Raw genomic sequence first — 17,952 nt, 5'->3', positions numbered from 1 at the left:
GGAATTAGGCCTCACCTTCATAGAGCGGCAAGCTCACGCGAAAACACGCACCCTTGTCCTCACCTTTAACCAACTCGATCTTGCCCTGCATCCGCGCGACAATTTGCGATGAAATGGCAAGCCCCAAGCCCGAGCCCGTTTGCCCGCTGCTCGCCCCGCGCTGACCGCGGGCAAATTTTTCAAAAACGCGCCGCCGATCTTTGCCTGCAATGCCCGGCCCATTGTCCTGAAAATCAATCAAGATCCGCTTGCCATATTTGCGGAAACGCACCTCAACAAAGGGGTGTTCATCCTCATTATATTTGATGGCATTGGTGATCAAATTGATGAAGACCTGCGCCAAACGGTCGGCATGGCCCAACACAATGGCTTCCTCCGGCACATCATGACGGCGAATTTGCATATTCTTTTGCCGCGCCAGACTTTCACAAACGGAAACGGCGCGGTCCATCGCAGTCACCACATCAACTGGCACATTGGTCCAAACTTTTTCGCCACGCTCCAGCGCACTCAAATCCAAAATCTCATCCAGCAATTGAGTTAAGCGCAGGCTTTCCGTGTGAATGGTCGACAAGAAACGTTGCCGCTCATGTTCATCCAAATCATCCGGCTCCAGCAAAATCTCAGAAAATGAACGGATCGAGGTCATCGGCGTGCGCACCTCGTGGCTCACTTGTGACAAAAACTCGTCCTTTTGCTGGTCCAGCTCACGCAGCTTGGCGTTGGCGTCTTGCAACTTTTCTGCCGTCAGGCGCAGCTCTTCGGACTTTTGCTCCAATTGCTGGGAATATTCGATCACTTGCTGAGTTTCATCGGCAATTTTCATCACCTCCTGCAACGAAATGCTATCGCCGGACACAACCTGCGAAATCATTACGTGGGCAGAGGCGGCACCAATCGAACCTGCAAGTTCTTTTTCGAGCAGTGCAATAAATTCTGGCGTGGGTTCAAGATTGGTTCGGTCGCGCCCTTGCTCCCGCGCAAAGCTATCAAACACTGAACCAGCCCGCCCCGCGCCCAACACACGCTGCGCCACGAAGAACAAATCATTTGTGGCGGCAGAGGTGCGCATAAAGCGGGTTTCAATGCCCGGCATCCGCCGAAACGCATCCACAAACAATGCGCTTTGAATGCGCTCCAAAACGGACTGCGAGGTCGAGAGCGACACCACAATTAACGCAACTGTGTTGGCGAACAAGCTCCAAAACACAGAATGTACCAGCGGGTCCATCCCGGTAAGGCCAAACAGGGCCTGTGGCTTGAGGAAGGCAATTCCATAGGGTCCATGCTGCACCCACTGCGCCACCCACATGCTGGATTCTTCAAAGCTAGGGATGAACATGGAATATGCCCATACCACAAAGCCGATAAACAGGCCGGCGCCCGCGCCTTTGGCCGTCGCATCGCGCCAAAACAGGGCCGCCACAATGGCGGGCAAGGTCTGTGCCACGCCCGCAAATGAAATGAGGCCAATGCGCGCCAAAGCGCCCGACCCATTTGTTAGCCAGAAATAGAGAAAGCCCAACCCCAAAATCACGCAAATGGAAATGCGTCGACTGGTGAGCAAAAGGTCGGTTACCCCGCCGCCTTCTTCATCATCGCTGCGGCCAGGCAAACGCAAGGCGATGGGCACCACAATATGGTTGGACACCATGATCGAAAGCGCAATCGAGGCGATGATAATCATCGATGTGGCAGACGAAAACCCACCAATAAATGCGAACAATGCTAAGCCCTCTTGCCCAAAATTAAGCGGCAAGGTGAGAACGAACATGTCCGGGTCACTGCCGGGTGGCAGCATCGCCGTGCCCACGATAGCGATGGGCAAAGTGAAAATACTCATGGCAAACAGATAAAGCGGAAACGCCCAACTGGCCGTGCGCAAATGGTTCTCGTTAGAGTTTTCCACCACCGTGATTTGGAACTGACGCGGCAAACAAATGATAGCTGCTGCGGAAAGAATGATCATCGCCACCCAGCGCGAATTAAACCCGCCATATTCAAAGGCGTTGATCTGCGCAGCGTCTGCCCGTGCAAACACATCCGGAAACCCGTCGCCCAACCCAAACACCACGAATATGCCAATGGATAAAAGCGCAATCAGCTTGATGATCGCCTCAAAGGCAATCGCCGCCACCACCCCATGATGCTGCTCTTTGGCATCCACATTTCGTGTACCGAACAGGATGGTAAAAATCGCCATCGCCACGGCAACGCCGAGGGCAAGGCGCACATCATCCACATTCAAGCCGGACTGATCGACATTGTCGCCCAAGGTCATCACATTGAGGCTCGATGTAATCGCTTTAAGTTGCAAGGCGATATATGGCGTGGTGCCGATCACAGCAATCAATGTCACCAACACGGCCAGCCGAGAGCTCTTGCCAAAGCGAGACGAAATCAAGTCGGCAAGTGAAGTAATACGCTGGGTGCGCCCTACCCGCACCAATTTGCGCAAGCCGAACCACCAGCCCACAAACACCAATGTTGGACCAAGATAAATGGTGAAAATTTCATAGCCTGTGCGCGCGGCAGAGCCAACGGCCCCATAAAAGGTCCAGCTGGTGCAATAAACGGAAATGGCCAGCGTATAAATAAGCGGCGAACGCAAAAACTTGCCAGCCTCGCCCTTCGCCCATCGCTCGCTGAAATAAGCCAGCGCAAACAGCAGCACCACATAACCAAGGGCAATCAAAATGATCAGGTTGGTCGCAATCATAAATCGCGATCCCGGTCGAGTCGCTCTGTCCGCGCCGGCGGGTCATCCCGCGGCAACCTGCGCGACAACACAAAGGCCGAAACAATCATGAACAGCCAAACGCCAAACAGATAAGTGAAGATGATCGGCAAACCAAAGACGCCGCCACCACGGTCAAACAAATGGACGATTGGGGGCATAATCAAGATAACGCCGAAGATCGGCAAGAAAAAGCCAAAGCCTTCACTGCGCCGGCGGTTTGCCATCAATCCACACCCTGTTTGTCGCCAATCAGGTCACGCACCGCGCCCACAACGTCGCTATTGGCATAGGGCTTGGTCACAAAGCTATTTGCCCCCAACTCCTCTGCAATGCGTCGATCCTGCGCTTGCCCCTTCGCGGTCAACATCAAAACAGGCAAATTCGCAGTTTGCTCATCCTGCCGCAGCAATTTGAGCACCTCAAAGCCAGACTTTTTCGGCAACATCACATCAAGCACCACAATGCGCGGTTTGATATCGCGCACAGCGCGCAGTGCCGCTTCGCCGTCCTGAGCTGATTGCGTCGACCAACCCGCGCGACGCAAGATAAAGTCAAGCGAGTCCAATATGCTGGGCTCGTCCTCGACGATTAGGACATCAATGGTCACAAATTCCTCCTCCTCGCATCCAGACCTCCCAATCGGGATGCTCCCGAAACATAAGGCGAAAATTACGTCTCGCCAATATCGAAATTCATTTCTGTTAAGGGCATGCGCACTGTATGCACACCGCCCGCTCCCGTAAACATCTCTTCTTGCCGACTTTCACAAGACCGCCGAATACACATGCGGCAGGTCGGCCCGACAGGCACATCCACCTGTGGATTATCCAAACTCATGCCTTTGCCATAAACCGTCTGATCAGCGTAAAGCACGTCACACACCAGCATCACTGATGTATAAAGCGGGCGCGATTGAAATCGATCCGCGCGCTTGGCAAAAGACTTGGCCAGCATCAAATAGCGCCCACCATCAGGATAGCTCACTGTTTGACGCACAACCTCGTTCGGATGCCGAAACGCATCAAACAAGGTCCATAACGGACAGCCATGGCCCGCATTGGGCCAAGCCATCCCCGGCAATGGGAAATGTTTGGACAGACGACCGGACGGGTCTGCCCGCAAAAAGCCAAATGGAATGCCCTCCGCACCGGGTTGGCGCAGCGTGACCAAGCGGTGCGCCACTTGCTCAAAGCTGGCTGCATAGCGTTGGCTCAAATAGTCAATATCGTATGAGCTTTGTTCAGCCTCGCGCAAAAAATCCTCATAAGGAAAAATCAATGCCCCTGCCAAATAGGACCCGAGCGCCCGCACCGCCAGTCGGCGTGACGCGGGCGTGCTCAAGCGCTCATCATTCACCAAGGCCATAAGTTGTTTGCGTGCCTTAAGCTCCCCATATAAACGCGCCAACTGAAATTGCCGCGTGGCCAAGGTGGCACTGCCCTGAAACCACAAAATCTTGTCCTTTGCATCAAACCGATATTGCATGGGAAACCCAGTTTCCGACCGCGCCAACTGTGCCACCCGCTTCACTTCAATGCCAAACTCGGCCCGCAATTGAGTGATTAAATCAGCCTCTACAACGCTGCCGCGCTGCGCAAACCCCGCGCGCAACTCCACAGCCTTCGCCTCCAATGTGGGGAAATAGTTCTTCTGCTCTACAATCAGATCATCGAGCTCACGCGCTGGGGTTAGCGACCGATTGCGCCCTGCCTCTCCCTCAAACTGATCGATCAAAGTTTGCGCCACGTCGGAAAGCGCCCTGCTCTCGCGTGACACCATGGTGTGGAAGCGCTGTTGCTCCGACGCCTCAAGGTCAGGCACGTCGGTTAAGATTTCCGCCGAAGAGCGCACTGCTGTAATTTGTGACAACATTTGGTGCAAAAGTTCTGCCAATAAAGGATCAGATTTCAGCCGATTGGAATAGGCATCCGCTTCGGCCACCGCCTCGGCAAATGCACGATAAGTTTGATGCAAGGCGCGCGCCGCACGCGGGTTGGTGGCCACCAAATCCCGCGCCTCATCAGCGCCCATTTTGAGTGATTCTAGCGCAGGGTCCGTGAATATCTCTTCTAGCGCACTGAGCAATCTTTGCTCATTTTCACCAGTCAGCTCATCCAGCGCGATGTCTAATTTCGACGCAATTGTCTGTAAAAGCGTGCCACCAACATCTCGTTTATTGGCCTCAATCAAGTTCAAATAACTTGGCGATATGCCCAACATTTTCGCAAAATTGCTCTGCGAGTAACCCAAAGATTTCCGTTGGTTACGGATTTTCAATCCAATCGGCGCCCGCATGTTCAAAGCCCCTTCGCCACAGGCGCTTGTAAATTAATTTACAAGCATTTGTAAAAATAAGTACACAATTTTACAAAATTTTCCTTATATTACAAGCGTCTATTGAAAAATTTTCAAAACTACCTCTTAATCAGCACCGATGCAGCGCATGGGAGTTCATTTAATGGAAGCGCGCATCAATTCAAAGGAGGAGAATAATGACTGAACGCAAGGACGGCCCTTCACGCCGTCGAGTTCTTAAGGGCGCCGCTGCTGGTCTTGTGACCGCAGGTGTAGCCCCAACCATCATCACCAGTGCCTACGCCCAAGAATATCGCAACAAGCCAACTGGCGACAGCGTGACCCTTGGCTTTAACGTGCCGCAAACCGGTGCATATGCTGACGAAGGCGCTGACGAGCTGCGTGCTTTCGAATTGGCCGTTGAACATTTGAACGGCGAAGGCGATGGCGGCATGTTGAATACAATGCAACCTTCATCGCTAACCGGCAGTGGCATTTTGGGCAAAAAAGTTGCCTATGTAACGGGTGACACGCAAACCAAATCTGACGCGGCGCGGGCTTCTGCCAAGCGGATGATTGAAAAAGATGGCGCCCTGATGATTTCAGGCGGTTCATCTTCAGGTGTGGCGATTGCGGTGCAAGGCCTTTGTCAGGAAATGGGCACCATCTTTATGGCTGGCTTGACCCACTCCAACGACACCACAGGTAAAGATAAGCGTCGCTATGGTTTCCGGCACTTCTTTAACGCCTATATGTCTGGTGCTGCTTTGGGCCCCGTTTTGGGCGAAGAATATGGCACGGACCGCCGCGCCTATCACCTAACAGCCGACTATACTTGGGGCTGGACACAAGAAGAATCCATGAAAAATGCCACAGAGGCATTGGGTTGGGAAACTGTTGAAACAGTGAAAACCCCTGTGGGCGCTGGTGACTTCTCTCAATATATCACTCCTGTTTTGAATTCAGGCGCTGACGTATTGATCTTGAACCACTATGGCCGCGACATGGTGAACTCACTCACCCAAGCGGTTCAGTTCGGTCTGCGTGACCGTCAAGCCAATGGCAAGGATTTCCAAATCGTTGTGCCATTGTTCTCACGCTTGATGGCGCAAGGTGCGGGCGACAACATTAAAGGCATTTTGGGGTCAACCAACTGGAACTGGTCACTACAAGACGCTGGTTCACAGGCCTTTGTGAAATCGTTTGGTGCGAAATATGGCTTCCCACCCTCAATGGCGGCCCATACTTGCTACGTTCAGACATTGCTCTATGCCGATGCATGTGAGCGTGCTGGCACCTTCAATCCACCAGATGTGATTAGAGCTTTGGAAGGTCACAAGTTCGACGGTATGGGCAATGGCGCTACCGAATATCGTGCAGAAGATCACCAGTGCTTTAAAGACGTATTGGTTGTGCGCGGTAGCGAGAACCCAACATCTCAGTTCGATTTGCTCAATGTGGTTAAACAAGTTCCACGTTCACAAGTTGAATATGATGCCTCCATCTTTGGCGGCGAGTTGGGACCATACGAAGTCTCTATGTAAACATAGAAAATTGGTTTGTCGGGGCGGAATAACCGCCCCGGCTTTCGGGGCTTTTGTCGGTGGGGGAGTAACCACATGGACGCTATATTTCTTCAGTTTCTAAACGGTCTAGATAAAGGCGGCGCCTATGCGCTGATCGCTCTGGGCCTCACCCTTGTTTTTGGCACGTTGGGCGTGGTGAACTTCGCTCACGGGGCCCTATTTATGCTCGGCGCTTTTTGTGCGGTCACCCTGCGCAAATTGTTGACCCTTGAGCAAGTTGTGCTGGACACAGAAAACTTAACCGCCTGGGGCACTCCCTCCGAAGTCCGCACGCCCTATGTGGAAACATGGTTTGGCGATTTTGGCGCGCAGCTCGTAAATTATTCCGTACCGCTGGCCATCTTATTGGCCATACCCGTTATGCTGGTGGTGGGCGTTGTGATGGAGCGCGGCTTGATCAAGCATTTCTATCGTCGTCCACATGCTGAGCAGATTCTGGTGACCTTCGGGTTGGCCATCGTCCTGCAAGAAATCATCAAACATTATTTCGGCGCCAACCCAATCCCGCAGCCTATGCCTTCAAATCTGGCTGGCGCGGCAGATATTGGCGTGATGTTGGGCATGGACCCAAATGTGATTGTTTATCCATGGTGGCGCCTTGTTTATTTCGCCTTTTCCGTGGTGGTCATCGGTGGCGTATTTGCCTTCCTGCAGTTCACCACCTTCGGCATGGTGGTGCGCGCTGGCATGGCCGACCGCGAAACCGTGGGCCTGATCGGCATCGATATCGACAAGCGTTTCACCGCTATGTTTGGCTTGGCCGCGGTTGTGGCGGGCGTGGCTGGCGTGATGTACACCCCGCTGTTGCCGCCTGATTATCACTTGGGCATGGACTTTTTGGTGCTGACCTTTGTGGTTGTGGTTGTTGGTGGCATGGGCTCATTACCCGGCGCGGTTGCCGCAGGCTTTATGCTCGGCATTCTACAAAGCTTCGCTTCAATGACCGAAGTGAAAGCCATTATTCCAGGCATTGACCAAATCATCATATATCTTGTTGCCGTGATCATTCTGCTGGTGCGTCCGCGCGGGCTGTTGGGTCGCAAAGGCGTGATGGAAAGCTAGGGGAGAATTACAATGAACTTTCAAGGCATCTTTTCCATGTCACGCAAAGACCTGACCACCTTGGTGATCTTTTCCATCGTGGTGCTGGCCCTGCCCATCTGGCTACAACCTTTTGGCGCAGCCTATCCCGACCTGATGCAAAAATTCGCCATCTTCGGGATCTTGGCCATCGGCTTCAATGTGCTGTTTGGCCTTACAGGCTATCTCAGCTTTGGCCACGCCGCATTCTTGGGCGTCGGCTCATACACGGCAGTGTGGACATTTAAACTGTTCTCAATGAACCCAATTCCCGCATTGCTCTTTGCTGTGATCCTATCTGGCCTATTCGCGCTATTGATCGGCTATGTTAGCTTGCGTCGCTCTGGGATCTATTTCTCGATCCTCACCCTCGCCTTTGCGCAAATGTCCTATAATCTGGCCTACTCAGTGCTGACCCCAATCACCAATGGTGAAACCGGCCTGCAACTGGAAGCCAGCGACCCTCGGATTTTGGACAGCATGTTTGTGAGCGAGCAAGCAGGCTTGCCCGTCTCAAACTTCTTCGGCATCGAAATGTCTGGCATTCCTGGTTTTTATTTCTGTGCGATCTTCTTGATCCTCGGGTTCTTTATTACCCAACGCATCTTCGCCTCACCATTCGGCATGATGCTGCGCGGCATTAAATCCAACCAGACCCGGATGAACTATACCGGTTTTAACACCCGCCCATACACCCTGACTGCCTTTGTGATCTCTGGCATGTATGCGGGCTTGGCAGGTGGTTTGATGGCGGTGACCGACCCTCTGGCAGGTGCCGAGCGCATGCAATGGACGGCGTCTGGTGAAATTGTGTTGATGACCATCCTCGGCGGCGTAGGCACGCTTGTCGGCCCAGTGGTTGGCGCTTGGTTGATCAAATATTTTGAGAACATCTTCTCAAGCTTCAACGAAAATGTGCTGCACAATTTGTTCGCCTTTATGCCCGATGGCCTCGAAAATATCGTGGTGGAAATCACCTCAATGTTTGTCGGCGAAGGCTGGCACCTCACTCTCGGGCTGGTGTTCGTTCTAGTCGTAACCTTCTTGCCTGGCGGCATGATGGAAGGCTTTAGACGCATCACATCCATGTTTGGCGGTGGCGGCGGAGATGGCAAAAAGGCCAAATCCGATGACACCCAAACGCAACCAGCCGAATAGCAAAGGAGCACATATTATGACGACCACGAATGAAAATGTCGTTCTTCACGTTGCCGATGTGCACAAAACCTTTGGCGGGTTGCACGCACTCAGCGACATTGACCTTCAAATCGAAGAAGGCAAAACACACGCCATCATCGGCCCCAACGGCGCCGGAAAATCCACTCTCCTCAACGTTGTGGTGGGCCGCTTGGCCCCCACACGTGGCGCGGTGGTGTTCGATGGACAAGTGCTAACTGGCAAACAACCCCACGAGATCAACCAAGTCGGTGTTGCGCGGGTGTTCCAAACACCAGAAATATTTCCGGACCTGTCCGTGCTGCAAAATGTGATGGCCCCAGCCTTTGCCAAGCGCGATGGCTCCTTCACCCTAAACTTCCTCTCCTCCTTAGATGACGAGACGGAAATTCGGGAAGAAGCTGAGCACATGCTGGAAGATGTTGGCTTGATCGATCAAAAGGAAATGCATGCGGGCTCACTTTCACGCGGCGACAAGCGGCGGATGGAGCTGGCCATGTGCCTGATGCAGCACCCCAAACTATTATTGTTGGACGAGCCAACCGCGGGCATGTCTCGCCACGATACCAACACCACCATCGAGCTTTTAAAGAAAATCAAAGAGCGCGGCATGACCAAAGTGATCATTGAGCACGACATGCACGTGGTGTTCTCGCTGGCCGACAAAATCTCGGTGCTTGCAGGCGGGCGGATTATCGCCGAAGGTACACCTGAAGAAGTGCGCAACAACCCCAAAGTACAAGAAGCGTATTTGGGAGGGGCTCACTAATGAATGCAATGACAACGGAAAGCAATATGATGAGCGATGCACAACCAAAACAAAAAGAGGCACAGCCTTTTCTGTCGGTAAAAGATGTGCATGCCTATTATGGTGAAAGCTACATCGTGCAAGGCGTTAGCCTTGACTTGCCGAAAGGCGAGATTTTGGCTTTGCTGGGCCGCAACGGCGCGGGCAAAACTTCAACATTGCGCACCTTGGCGCGGGTAGACGACCCGCAATTGACCCAAGGCGAGATTTGGCTCGATGGCCAGCCACTGCACAAAATGCGCGCCCACGAAGCCGCGCAGGCCGGCTTGCAATTGGTGCCCGAAGATCGGCGGATCATTCAAGGCCTTACGGTTGAGGAAAACCTCACCTTGGCGCAAGTGGCACCTGGGCATGGCTGGACCGTTGACCAAGTATATGAGCGTTTCCCGCGACTGGCTGAACGCCGCAATCAGGAAGGCGTGACCCTTTCTGGTGGCGAACAGCAAATGCTGGCCATTGGCCGCGCATTGGTCCGGGATGTCAAACTCTTGCTGCTGGACGAACCTTATGAAGGTTTGGCACCGGTGATCGTGCAAGAGATTGAAAAGATCCTGTTGGAAATTAAAAAACTCGGGATCACTACCATTATCGTTGAGCAGAATGCGGTTGCCGCACTCAAGCTCGCCGATAAGGCTGTTATCTTCGACACAGGCGAAGTTGTGTTTAGCGGCTCTGCCAAAGAAGTGTTGGATAACGAGCAATTGCGTCACGAATATCTCGCCATCTAGGCGGGCTATTCAAACGCAAATGGGCGACCGGGAGCGATAGGGTCCGGCCACCATTTTGAAGAAGTGTAACTTTTGAAATGGGCATTGCTGAGCATAGCTTGGCAATGAGAGGGAAGAATATGTCCGGCAAAACCTATCCGGTGTTTGAAGATTGGGCGCAAAATGCGCTGATCACCAAAGATAAATATGAACAGATGTACGCGCAATCGGTGAATGACCCCGATGGCTTTTGGGCTGAACAAGCCAAACGGCTAGATTGGATCAAAGCGCCGACCGTCATCAAAAATACCAGCTTTGATCCTGTTTCGATCAAATGGTTTGAAGATGGTGTGCTCAACATTGCCCACAATTGTGTGGACCGCCACCTCGAAACACGCGGCGATCAAGTGGCCTTTTATTGGGAGCCCGATCATCCAGATCAGCCCGCGCAAGTGATCACTTACACCAAGCTGCATGAACGTGTGTGCCGCTTTGCCAATGTGTTGAAAGATATGGGCGTGAAAAAGGGGGATCGCGTAACCCTTTATCTGCCCATGATTCCAGAAATCACGTATGCCATGTTGGCCTGTGCCCGCATCGGCGCGGTGCACTCCGTGGTGTTTGCGGGCTTTTCGCCCGAAGCATTGGCCGGACGGATCAATGATTGTGACAGCACTATTGTCATAACCGCTGATGAAGGTCGCCGCGGTGGCCGCACCATCCCGTTGAAGAAGAATGTCGACGATGCCCTGCCACACGCGCTTGGCGTTGAAAAAGTGCTTGTGGTGGAACATACTGGCGCGGAGATCACCATGAAAGGTGGCCGCGATGTGTGGTGGCACGAAGCTGCCGCTGGTGCGGACGAGTTTTGCGATATTGAACCCATGGGCGCCGAAGACCCATTGTTCATTCTTTACACCTCCGGCTCAACAGGCAAACCGAAAGGCGTTGTCCACACGGGCGGCGGTTACCTGACTTACATTTCCCTCGCCCACAAAGCGGTGTTCAACTACGAAGATGGCGACATTTTCTGGTGCGGTGCTGATTTGGGCTGGGTGACGGGCCACAGCTTCACGCTTTATGCGCCGCTTTCCAACGGCGCAACATCGGTGATGTATGAAGGCGTGCCGAACTATCCTGACGCATCGCGTTTTTGGCAGATCATCGACAAATATCAGGTCAACCAGTTCTATACCGCCCCAACAGCTATCCGGGCCCTGATGGGAGCTGGCGACGATTTTGTGACCAAAACCAGTCGCACATCGCTCAAGCTTTTGGGCACAGCGGGCGAGCCAATCAACCCCGAGGCCTGGGAATGGTATTTCCATGTGGTGGGCGAAGGACGCTGCCCCATTGTCGACACCTGGTGGCAAACCGAAACCGGCGGCTGCATGATCACCCCATTCCCCGGTGCAACAGAGATGAAGCCGGGTGCGGCGACAACACCATTTTTTGGCATCAAACCGCAACTGGTGGATAATGATGGCAATGTGCTGGACGGCGAAGCCGAAGGCAATCTGTGTATTCTCGACAGCTGGCCCGCCCAAGCCCGCACCATCTATGGCGATCATCAGCGCTTCGTGGACACCTATTTCACCACCTATAAGGGGAAATATTTCACCTCAGATGGCTGCAAACGCGACGGCGATGGCGAATATTGGATCACCGGGCGTGTAGACGACGTGTTGAACGTTTCGGGCCACCGCATGGGCACAGCCGAAGTGGAAAGCGCATTGGTATCGCACGACATGGTGTCTGAGGCCGCGGTGGTGGGCTATCCCCATGACGTGAAGGGCCAAGGTATTTATGTCTATGTGACGTTGATGGCAGGCGTGGAGCAGAGCGATGACCTCGCCAAAGACTTGCGCCAGTGGGTGCGCAAGGAAATTGGCCCCATCGCCACCCCCGACCTACTGCAATTCGCGCCCGACTTGCCCAAAACACGTTCTGGCAAAATCATGCGGCGCATTTTGCGCAAAATTGCGGAAGACAACTTTTCAAATCTTGGCGACATTTCAACGCTGGCAGACCCGTCCGTGGTCGACACGCTGATCAATGATCGCCAAAACAGATCGGCCTAAAACTACTGTCCCCACATTGTTTTGGCCGTATATGGGGCGCTTCCTTCAATTGGAGCGCCCCTCAATTTTATCAACTGAATACGTCAGACCATTCTGGGTGTCGGCTATATTGTGCTTTCACAAAGGGACAGAGCGGTACAATCTTAAAGCCGTTTTCACGTGCATCGGCCACCAAATAAGCCACCAAAGCCTTGCCAACACCTTTCCCCTTTAGCGCTTCGGGCACGCCCGTATGATCCGCAATAATACCTGTCTTGCTATATCGCGAATAGGTGAGTTCTGCCTCATGCCCATCCACAATCGCGACATAGCGTCCGCGCGTTTCACCATCTTCTTTGTCGATTTTAATGGTCATCAGTCTGCCTCAAAACCGATCTCTTTGTGGCTGCCATCGCAGAACGGTTTGTTCTTCGAGGCCCCACAGCGGCACATCGCGAACTTTTCGCCACACGCAATGCGACGACCAGAGCCAGAAACCACCTCAAGATTGCCAGACACCATCAATGGCCCGTTTTTAACAGGATTGAGTTTCACCTCACCCCCGCGATCATCAGCGAATTTATCCGCATCAGCTTTTGGCGCCACTTCGCCAGTCGCTTGAAACGCATCAATGTGGCTATTGTCGCAAAATGGTTTGTTTTTTGACTTGCCGCATCGACAAATCACTGCGCGGTTCATCTTTTCCTGCCCCGCAATTTCGAGACGACCACGATATTCAACAGGCCCATTTTCCCACAATTTTGCCGTGTTGATCGGCTGCACACTTTCCGAAATATCCAACTTTTTGGCTTGATATTTCAGCGCGCCAGAGGGGCAGCTTTCGACGACTTTTGCAATATCAGTCGCCGCCGCATGGTCAGGAAACATCCACTGCCCCTTTGCGCTGGTGTCGAAAACTTTAGGCAACCCCAAAACACATCGACGGGCATGAATGCACTTCTTCCCGTCGAACTCGATACGAATGTCGTCATTTTCCGCTACGCCCATTGTAACCTCCCTGTGCATTGAACATGCATCAGTTTGGTCTTTGAACGCGCCTAGCGCAATGATCCCATATTCACTATTTCGTCAATACTGAATTCGTCGGCGACACGCCCTACACTGCTTTGGAATGGCGGGCTGTGCCTTGACCGAAGTAGATGTCGAATTTGGCAGCAATGGCACGCACAAATGGCTTACCACGGCCAATCACAGCAAATTGGCGCTCATCATTCTCAATAAAACCGTCGCGATCTTGCGCCGCAATCACATTTGCTTCGCGCAAAACCTGCCGTGCAGGCTCGCCAAATCGCGCCACCAACTCAGCCTTATCAAATGAGAACTGACACATCAGCTGTTCGATCACATGGCCACGCATACGGTCGTCTTCATTCAACACATAGCCTTTGCCGACAGCCAATTCGCCATTGTCGATCATCGCCTGATATTGGCCCGTGGGCACCACATTTTGAATATAACCATTGCGGTTTTGACCAATCGCTGACCCACCAAAGCCGATCATCGCGTCTGCCGGGTCGACGGTATACCCTTGGAAATTGCGGCGCAAAGTGCCATCGCGTGCGGCAATCGCCATCTTATCATGCGGCAATGCAAAATGGTCAAAACCAACCCGGTCATATCCGGCATCCACAAGCGCATCAGCCGCTTTCATCGCATGTTCAAATCGCTCAATCGTGTCCGGCAATGCATCTTCGTCGATCATTTTCTGATGAGTTTTCATCCAAGGCACATGGGCATAGCCAAACAGGGCAATCCGATCTGGCTGCAAAAAGGCTGTTTTCGCAACCGTATCCATCAAACGCTCGGTGGTTTGGTGCGGCAAGCCATACAGCACATCCAGATTTATGGATTGAATGCCATGTGCGCGCAACGCGTTGACCACATCGCGGGTCACTTCAAAGCTTTGCGGGCGGTTGATCGCCTTTTGCACCACGTCAGAAAAGTCCTGCACGCCAATGCTGGCGCGGGTGAGGCCGAAGTCGACCATGCCTTTAATTTGATCCGGCGTCACATCGCTTGGGTCAATCTCAATGGAGATTTCCGCATCATCAGTAAAATCGAAATGGGTGCGCAGCACATCGCGCAATTTGGCAAAATCATCCGCTTGCAACAAGGTGGGCGAGCCGCCGCCCAGATGTAGCGAGACAACTTGCAAGCGATGCGGCAATTTAGCCGCCACCATTTCAATCTCTTTATAAAGCCGCTTCAAATAAGCCTGCACTGGCGCATATTTGAGAGTTTGCTTTGTGTTACAGCCGCAAAACCAGCACAAGCGATCACAAAAAGGAATGTGAATATACACTGAAAGCTTATCTTCAGCCTCAAAGCCAGAAAGCCACTGCGCATACACCGCATTATTCACCTCATCAGTGAAGTGCGGCGCAGTAGGATATGAAGTATAGCGCGGCACTGGCGCCGCATATTTTTCAATAAGTACGTGGTCCATTTGAGTCCCCTATTCTGTGCCCCTAATCTAGCGGAGAGAAAAATTCCTTCCTTGATCAAGGTCAAAAAGGGTGCAACAAAACAAACTTCAAATTATGCGCCGTTTCGAGCCGCAACTAAGAATTTCGATTAGGGGATATATATGACCGACCAGCCGCAAAAGATTTTTGATGGCCATAACGACATTTTGCTAAAATTGCTGGATGAATGCCAACAAGACCCTGTGCGCGGCTTCTTCACACCGCGCGACGGGCAACATATCGACCTGCAATCTGCGCAAGATGGCGGCTTTGCCGGTGGCCTTTTTGCCATGTTCATTCCCCCCGAAGATGGCAAAACATATGAAAAAGCACCAAGCCAAACCTATGCCATTGGTGAAACCAACAAAATGATCCGCCTGCTGCGCGATATTCAGGAAGCCTCAGATGGCCAAGTGAAAATCTGTAAGAGCGTAGACGAGATTGAAGATGCGTTCGCCAGCAACCAAATGGCACCCGTGTTGCACATTGAAGGTGCAGAAGCGGTGATGCCCGATTTGTCCAACTTGGAAAATCTATATAAGGAGGGCTTGCGCTCGCTTGGACCTGTTTGGAGCCGCGAGAATGACTTCGCTTATGGCGTGCCGTTCAAGTTTCCTGCATCGCCGGACACTGGCCCAGGCTTAAAAGAAGCGGGTGTTGAACTGGTGAAAGCCTGCAATCAACTCGGCATCGCGATCGATCTAAGCCACATCAATGAAAAAGGCTTTTGGGACGTGGCCAAGCATAGCGACAAGCCATTGATCGCCAGCCATTCAAACGCCCACGCGCTGTGCCAATCCACCCGCAACTTGCTGGACACACAGCTCGACGCGATAAAGGAAAGTGGCGGCATTGCCGGGCTCAATTTCGGCACCATCTTCTTGAATCCCAAAGGCGTGGCCGACAGCACAGTACCGCTTGCCACCATGGTGAATCAGATCAAATATATGGTCGACAAAATGGGCATCGATCATGTCGGCATTGGCTCGGACTATGATGGCACTGGGGTTCCCAACGATGTGAACAGCACCGCCAAATTGCCAAATTTGGTGAACGCACTGCGTGACGGCGGATTTAGCCAAGACGAGTTGGACAAAATCACCCACAAAAACTGGTTCCGCGTGCTGCGCGCCACTTGGGGCGAATAAGCGCGCGCGCATTTTGATCAAAAGGCGCAGCCCTTAAATGGGTGTGCGCCTTTTTTGTGAGCCCTGCACATGGATCGGCTTTGGTTCAACCGGGCCACCAACACGCACAGGACGCGGCGCAAAGCGCCCCAAAGTCGCAATCCGATCATACATTACAATTGCCCCTGCAGTGGCCACGTTAAGGCAAAAGCTGGTGGGTATTTTGATGATGTGATCGCATTTTTCCATAATTTCCTGCGAAAGCGATGCGCGCTCCGGCCCCAAAATATAGGCCGCCTGCGTCGGATGCCGAAAGCTAGGCAGTTCAATGGCGTCGTCGGTCAGCTCAATCCCCACCAATTGGCAACGATCTGGCAGCGTGATGTCGCTTGATTTATCCCACGCATAATAGGGCATATTGGTCAGCGAGCGCGACGTATCAGAGACCATATCATCAAGATCAAGGCGCGACGCTGCAACCGTAAAGCAAAAGCTCGCACCAAACCCGTGTCCGGTGCGCGCCAAATTTCCAAAATTTTTGATCTTCGAGATCTTCTCCGCCCCAATGGCAAAATAACCACGCATAATCTCACCCTTTTATTGGAAAAGGGGTTTAAACGCTTTCTTCTGCATTGGGAAGATCAGCAGAGTCATCTGCGGTTTGCGGATCAGTGAATTTCACAAATTTAATCAAAATCAGCGCGATTGCGCCAATGACAAACGCCAAGATGCCGCCTGCAATAAATGGGACACCCAGTTCAAAAATTGACGCCAAAGTGGCCCCAATAAACGGCGCGCCCAACATCGCGACAATGCTGGCTGTCTCATTTACAGCCGTAACACGTCCCATCTTATCTGGTGGTGTTTCGAGCTGAAGCACCGTGCGCAAAGGCACAAAAGTCCCCGCGCCAATAACACCAACTGTGAAGAATGCTCCAACAAATGCATAGCTCGGAATTGCCCAACCATTGATCGCAATGAGGCCCAAACCAGCAGTGAACAAAGACACGATCATCATTGACGGGCCAATGATCAAATAAGGATGAATCTGCTTTTTAATGCTGCCAATGGCCAGCGCACCTGCAACGCCCCCCGCGCCAACGGCGGCGACGGACAGACCGAGAATGTTCTCGCCAAACCCAAGCTCACGTGTCATAGGCCCGATCAAGGTGTCGTGCAAGAAAATAGCAAAAAAGCCCATCGCGCCCAAGCCAATTGTGACCCAAAGTGCTGGCTTGGCCAGAACCACTTTGAAGCCTTCGGCGGCTTCTGAGAACATGGATTTCTTTGCTTCCCCATCTTCCAGCTTTTTCACTTCGCGAATATTGCTCGGCAGCGTCACCAAAATCAAAAGCGCACAAAGGGAAATGGCCCCATTGACCACAAACACCATTTGCGGACTGATGATCAGCAAAAGCGCACCGCCAACTGCCGGGCCAGCCACTTTTGACATCTGATTGATGATATGGCTGAAGCCATTGGTCGACATCAGCTCTTCACGCTCCGACAAAGCTTGAATGGCAACCTGTTTTGCGGGAGAAAAGAAACTATCCACCACGCCCCGCACAGCGACCAAGGCGAGCATGATTTCCGGTTGCCCGGCAAAGGCCAAAGCAAAAGTGGTCATCGCCCGCCCCAGATTGGACAGCACCATCACCATGCGAATGTCTAAACGATCCACCAGTGCACCGGAAAACGGGCCGATAAAGACATAGGGCAATGTGAGAGCAACGATAAACCAGGCGAAATAAACTGGGTCGACCTGCCACGCATAGGTAAATAAAGATATTATCGCCACATAATCCAGCCAATCGGCAAAGTCCGCTGGCAATTGCGCGGCCAGTATACGCCGCATGTGCTTATTCTTAGGTAACTTCATTAAGTCCT

General features: G+C 52.6%; 16 protein-coding genes. 7 read left to right on the top strand and 9 right to left on the bottom strand.

Annotation, left to right across the window (positions count from 1 at the left end; genetic code table 11):
* Window positions 1–4: 4 nt before the first annotated feature.
* The 4 genes from ACP15Y_RS08715 to ACP15Y_RS08700 all read right to left on the bottom strand — a co-directional run bounded on the left by ACP15Y_RS08715 (window position 5) and on the right by ACP15Y_RS08700 (window position 5,035).
* Entirely contained in the window at window positions 5–2,719 is a 2,715-nt protein-coding gene (locus tag ACP15Y_RS08715) for an ATP-binding protein (protein ID WP_424982673.1), read from the bottom strand.
* Window positions 2,716–2,964: a hypothetical protein gene (locus ACP15Y_RS08710; RefSeq protein ID WP_424982672.1), complete on the bottom strand. Its 249-nt coding sequence runs from the start codon at window positions 2,962–2,964 to the stop codon at window positions 2,716–2,718. The genes ACP15Y_RS08715 and ACP15Y_RS08710 overlap by 4 nt, the downstream gene beginning before the upstream one ends.
* Window positions 2,964–3,347, bottom strand: coding sequence for a response regulator transcription factor (locus ACP15Y_RS08705; protein WP_424982671.1), 384 nt, complete (start codon window positions 3,345–3,347; stop codon window positions 2,964–2,966). The genes ACP15Y_RS08710 and ACP15Y_RS08705 overlap by 1 nt, the downstream gene beginning before the upstream one ends.
* A gap of 62 nt (window positions 3,348–3,409) precedes the next feature.
* Window positions 3,410–5,035, bottom strand: coding sequence for a helix-turn-helix domain-containing protein (locus tag ACP15Y_RS08700; RefSeq protein ID WP_424982670.1), 1,626 nt, complete (start codon window positions 5,033–5,035; stop codon window positions 3,410–3,412).
* 197 nt (window positions 5,036–5,232) lie between these two features.
* On the opposite strand from ACP15Y_RS08700, the gene ACP15Y_RS08695 reads away from it, so the two are divergent.
* The 6 genes from ACP15Y_RS08695 to acs all read left to right on the top strand — a co-directional run bounded on the left by ACP15Y_RS08695 (window position 5,233) and on the right by acs (window position 12,473).
* Window positions 5,233–6,579 (top strand): substrate-binding protein, encoded by a 1,347-nt coding sequence (locus ACP15Y_RS08695; protein WP_424982669.1) that lies wholly within the window; start codon window positions 5,233–5,235, stop codon window positions 6,577–6,579.
* 75 nt (window positions 6,580–6,654) lie between these two features.
* Entirely contained in the window at window positions 6,655–7,683 is a 1,029-nt protein-coding gene (locus tag ACP15Y_RS08690) for a branched-chain amino acid ABC transporter permease (protein WP_424982668.1), read from the top strand.
* Window positions 7,684–7,695: 12 nt separating this feature from the next.
* Entirely contained in the window at window positions 7,696–8,859 is a 1,164-nt protein-coding gene (locus ACP15Y_RS08685) for a branched-chain amino acid ABC transporter permease (RefSeq protein ID WP_424982667.1), read from the top strand.
* Between the two features lie 16 nt (window positions 8,860–8,875).
* A complete protein-coding gene (locus tag ACP15Y_RS08680) occupies window positions 8,876–9,646 on the top strand; it encodes an ABC transporter ATP-binding protein (protein WP_424982666.1) in 771 nt (256 codons plus the stop codon).
* Complete coding sequence (locus ACP15Y_RS08675) at window positions 9,646–10,413, top strand: ABC transporter ATP-binding protein (protein ID WP_424982665.1); 768 nt, start codon at window positions 9,646–9,648, stop codon at window positions 10,411–10,413. The genes ACP15Y_RS08680 and ACP15Y_RS08675 overlap by 1 nt, the downstream gene beginning before the upstream one ends.
* A 119-nt stretch (window positions 10,414–10,532) precedes the next feature.
* Window positions 10,533–12,473 (top strand): acetate--CoA ligase, encoded by a 1,941-nt coding sequence (acs, locus tag ACP15Y_RS08670; RefSeq protein WP_424982664.1) that lies wholly within the window; start codon window positions 10,533–10,535, stop codon window positions 12,471–12,473.
* 70 nt (window positions 12,474–12,543) lie between these two features.
* Here the strand turns inward: acs and ACP15Y_RS08665 are convergent, their stop codons facing one another.
* The 3 genes from ACP15Y_RS08665 to hemN all read right to left on the bottom strand — a co-directional run bounded on the left by ACP15Y_RS08665 (window position 12,544) and on the right by hemN (window position 14,919).
* Entirely contained in the window at window positions 12,544–12,828 is a 285-nt protein-coding gene (locus tag ACP15Y_RS08665) for a GNAT family N-acetyltransferase (RefSeq protein ID WP_424982663.1), read from the bottom strand.
* On the bottom strand, window positions 12,828–13,460 hold the full coding sequence (locus tag ACP15Y_RS08660) for a CDGSH iron-sulfur domain-containing protein (protein WP_424982662.1): 633 nt from the start codon (window positions 13,458–13,460) through the stop codon (window positions 12,828–12,830). Before ACP15Y_RS08660 ends, ACP15Y_RS08665 begins: the two co-directional genes overlap by 1 nt.
* A 109-nt stretch (window positions 13,461–13,569) precedes the next feature.
* A complete protein-coding gene (gene hemN, locus ACP15Y_RS08655; protein ID WP_424982661.1) occupies window positions 13,570–14,919 on the bottom strand; it encodes an oxygen-independent coproporphyrinogen III oxidase in 1,350 nt (449 codons plus the stop codon).
* Window positions 14,920–15,060: 141 nt separating this feature from the next.
* Here hemN and ACP15Y_RS08650 point away from each other — a divergent pair, with 141 nt between their 5' ends.
* Complete coding sequence (locus ACP15Y_RS08650) at window positions 15,061–16,086, top strand: dipeptidase (protein ID WP_424982660.1); 1,026 nt, start codon at window positions 15,061–15,063, stop codon at window positions 16,084–16,086.
* 33 nt (window positions 16,087–16,119) lie between these two features.
* Here the strand turns inward: ACP15Y_RS08650 and ACP15Y_RS08645 are convergent, their stop codons facing one another.
* Window positions 16,120–16,650 (bottom strand): RNA methyltransferase, encoded by a 531-nt coding sequence (locus ACP15Y_RS08645; protein WP_424982659.1) that lies wholly within the window; start codon window positions 16,648–16,650, stop codon window positions 16,120–16,122.
* 28 nt (window positions 16,651–16,678) lie between these two features.
* Window positions 16,679–17,944, bottom strand: a complete 1,266-nt coding sequence (locus ACP15Y_RS08640) for an MFS transporter (protein ID WP_424982658.1) — start codon at window positions 17,942–17,944, stop codon at window positions 16,679–16,681.
* Between the last annotated feature and the right edge of the window lie 8 nt (window positions 17,945–17,952).

Source organism: Maritalea sp. S77 (assembly GCF_049801075.1).
Taxonomy (GTDB): Bacteria; Pseudomonadota; Alphaproteobacteria; order Rhizobiales; family Devosiaceae; genus Maritalea.
The sequence above is the reverse complement of the archived record's forward strand: the minus strand, read 5'-3'. Positions and strand labels throughout refer to the sequence as shown.

What these genes read in the sequence shown, in the direction of transcription:
- ACP15Y_RS08650 (WP_424982660.1), top strand. Translation starts at nt 15,061, where the DNA reads ATGACCGACCAGCCGCAAAAGATTTTTGATGGCCATAACGACATTTTG.
- ACP15Y_RS08685 (WP_424982667.1), top strand. Translation starts at nt 7,696, where the DNA reads ATGAACTTTCAAGGCATCTTTTCCATGTCACGCAAAGACCTGACCACC.
- acs (WP_424982664.1), top strand. Translation starts at nt 10,533, where the DNA reads ATGTCCGGCAAAACCTATCCGGTGTTTGAAGATTGGGCGCAAAATGCG.
- ACP15Y_RS08700 (WP_424982670.1), bottom strand. Translation starts at nt 5,035, where the DNA reads ATGCGGGCGCCGATTGGATTGAAAATCCGTAACCAACGGAAATCTTTG.
- ACP15Y_RS08710 (WP_424982672.1), bottom strand. Translation starts at nt 2,964, where the DNA reads ATGGCAAACCGCCGGCGCAGTGAAGGCTTTGGCTTTTTCTTGCCGATC.
- ACP15Y_RS08690 (WP_424982668.1), top strand. Translation starts at nt 6,655, where the DNA reads ATGGACGCTATATTTCTTCAGTTTCTAAACGGTCTAGATAAAGGCGGC.
- ACP15Y_RS08680 (WP_424982666.1), top strand. Translation starts at nt 8,876, where the DNA reads ATGACGACCACGAATGAAAATGTCGTTCTTCACGTTGCCGATGTGCAC.
- ACP15Y_RS08660 (WP_424982662.1), bottom strand. Translation starts at nt 13,460, where the DNA reads ATGGGCGTAGCGGAAAATGACGACATTCGTATCGAGTTCGACGGGAAG.
- ACP15Y_RS08645 (WP_424982659.1), bottom strand. Translation starts at nt 16,650, where the DNA reads ATGCGTGGTTATTTTGCCATTGGGGCGGAGAAGATCTCGAAGATCAAA.
- ACP15Y_RS08665 (WP_424982663.1), bottom strand. Translation starts at nt 12,828, where the DNA reads ATGACCATTAAAATCGACAAAGAAGATGGTGAAACGCGCGGACGCTAT.
- ACP15Y_RS08715 (WP_424982673.1), bottom strand. Translation starts at nt 2,719, where the DNA reads ATGATTGCGACCAACCTGATCATTTTGATTGCCCTTGGTTATGTGGTG.
- hemN (WP_424982661.1), bottom strand. Translation starts at nt 14,919, where the DNA reads ATGGACCACGTACTTATTGAAAAATATGCGGCGCCAGTGCCGCGCTAT.
- ACP15Y_RS08695 (WP_424982669.1), top strand. Translation starts at nt 5,233, where the DNA reads ATGACTGAACGCAAGGACGGCCCTTCACGCCGTCGAGTTCTTAAGGGC.
- ACP15Y_RS08640 (WP_424982658.1), bottom strand. Translation starts at nt 17,944, where the DNA reads ATGAAGTTACCTAAGAATAAGCACATGCGGCGTATACTGGCCGCGCAA.
- ACP15Y_RS08675 (WP_424982665.1), top strand. Translation starts at nt 9,646, where the DNA reads ATGAATGCAATGACAACGGAAAGCAATATGATGAGCGATGCACAACCA.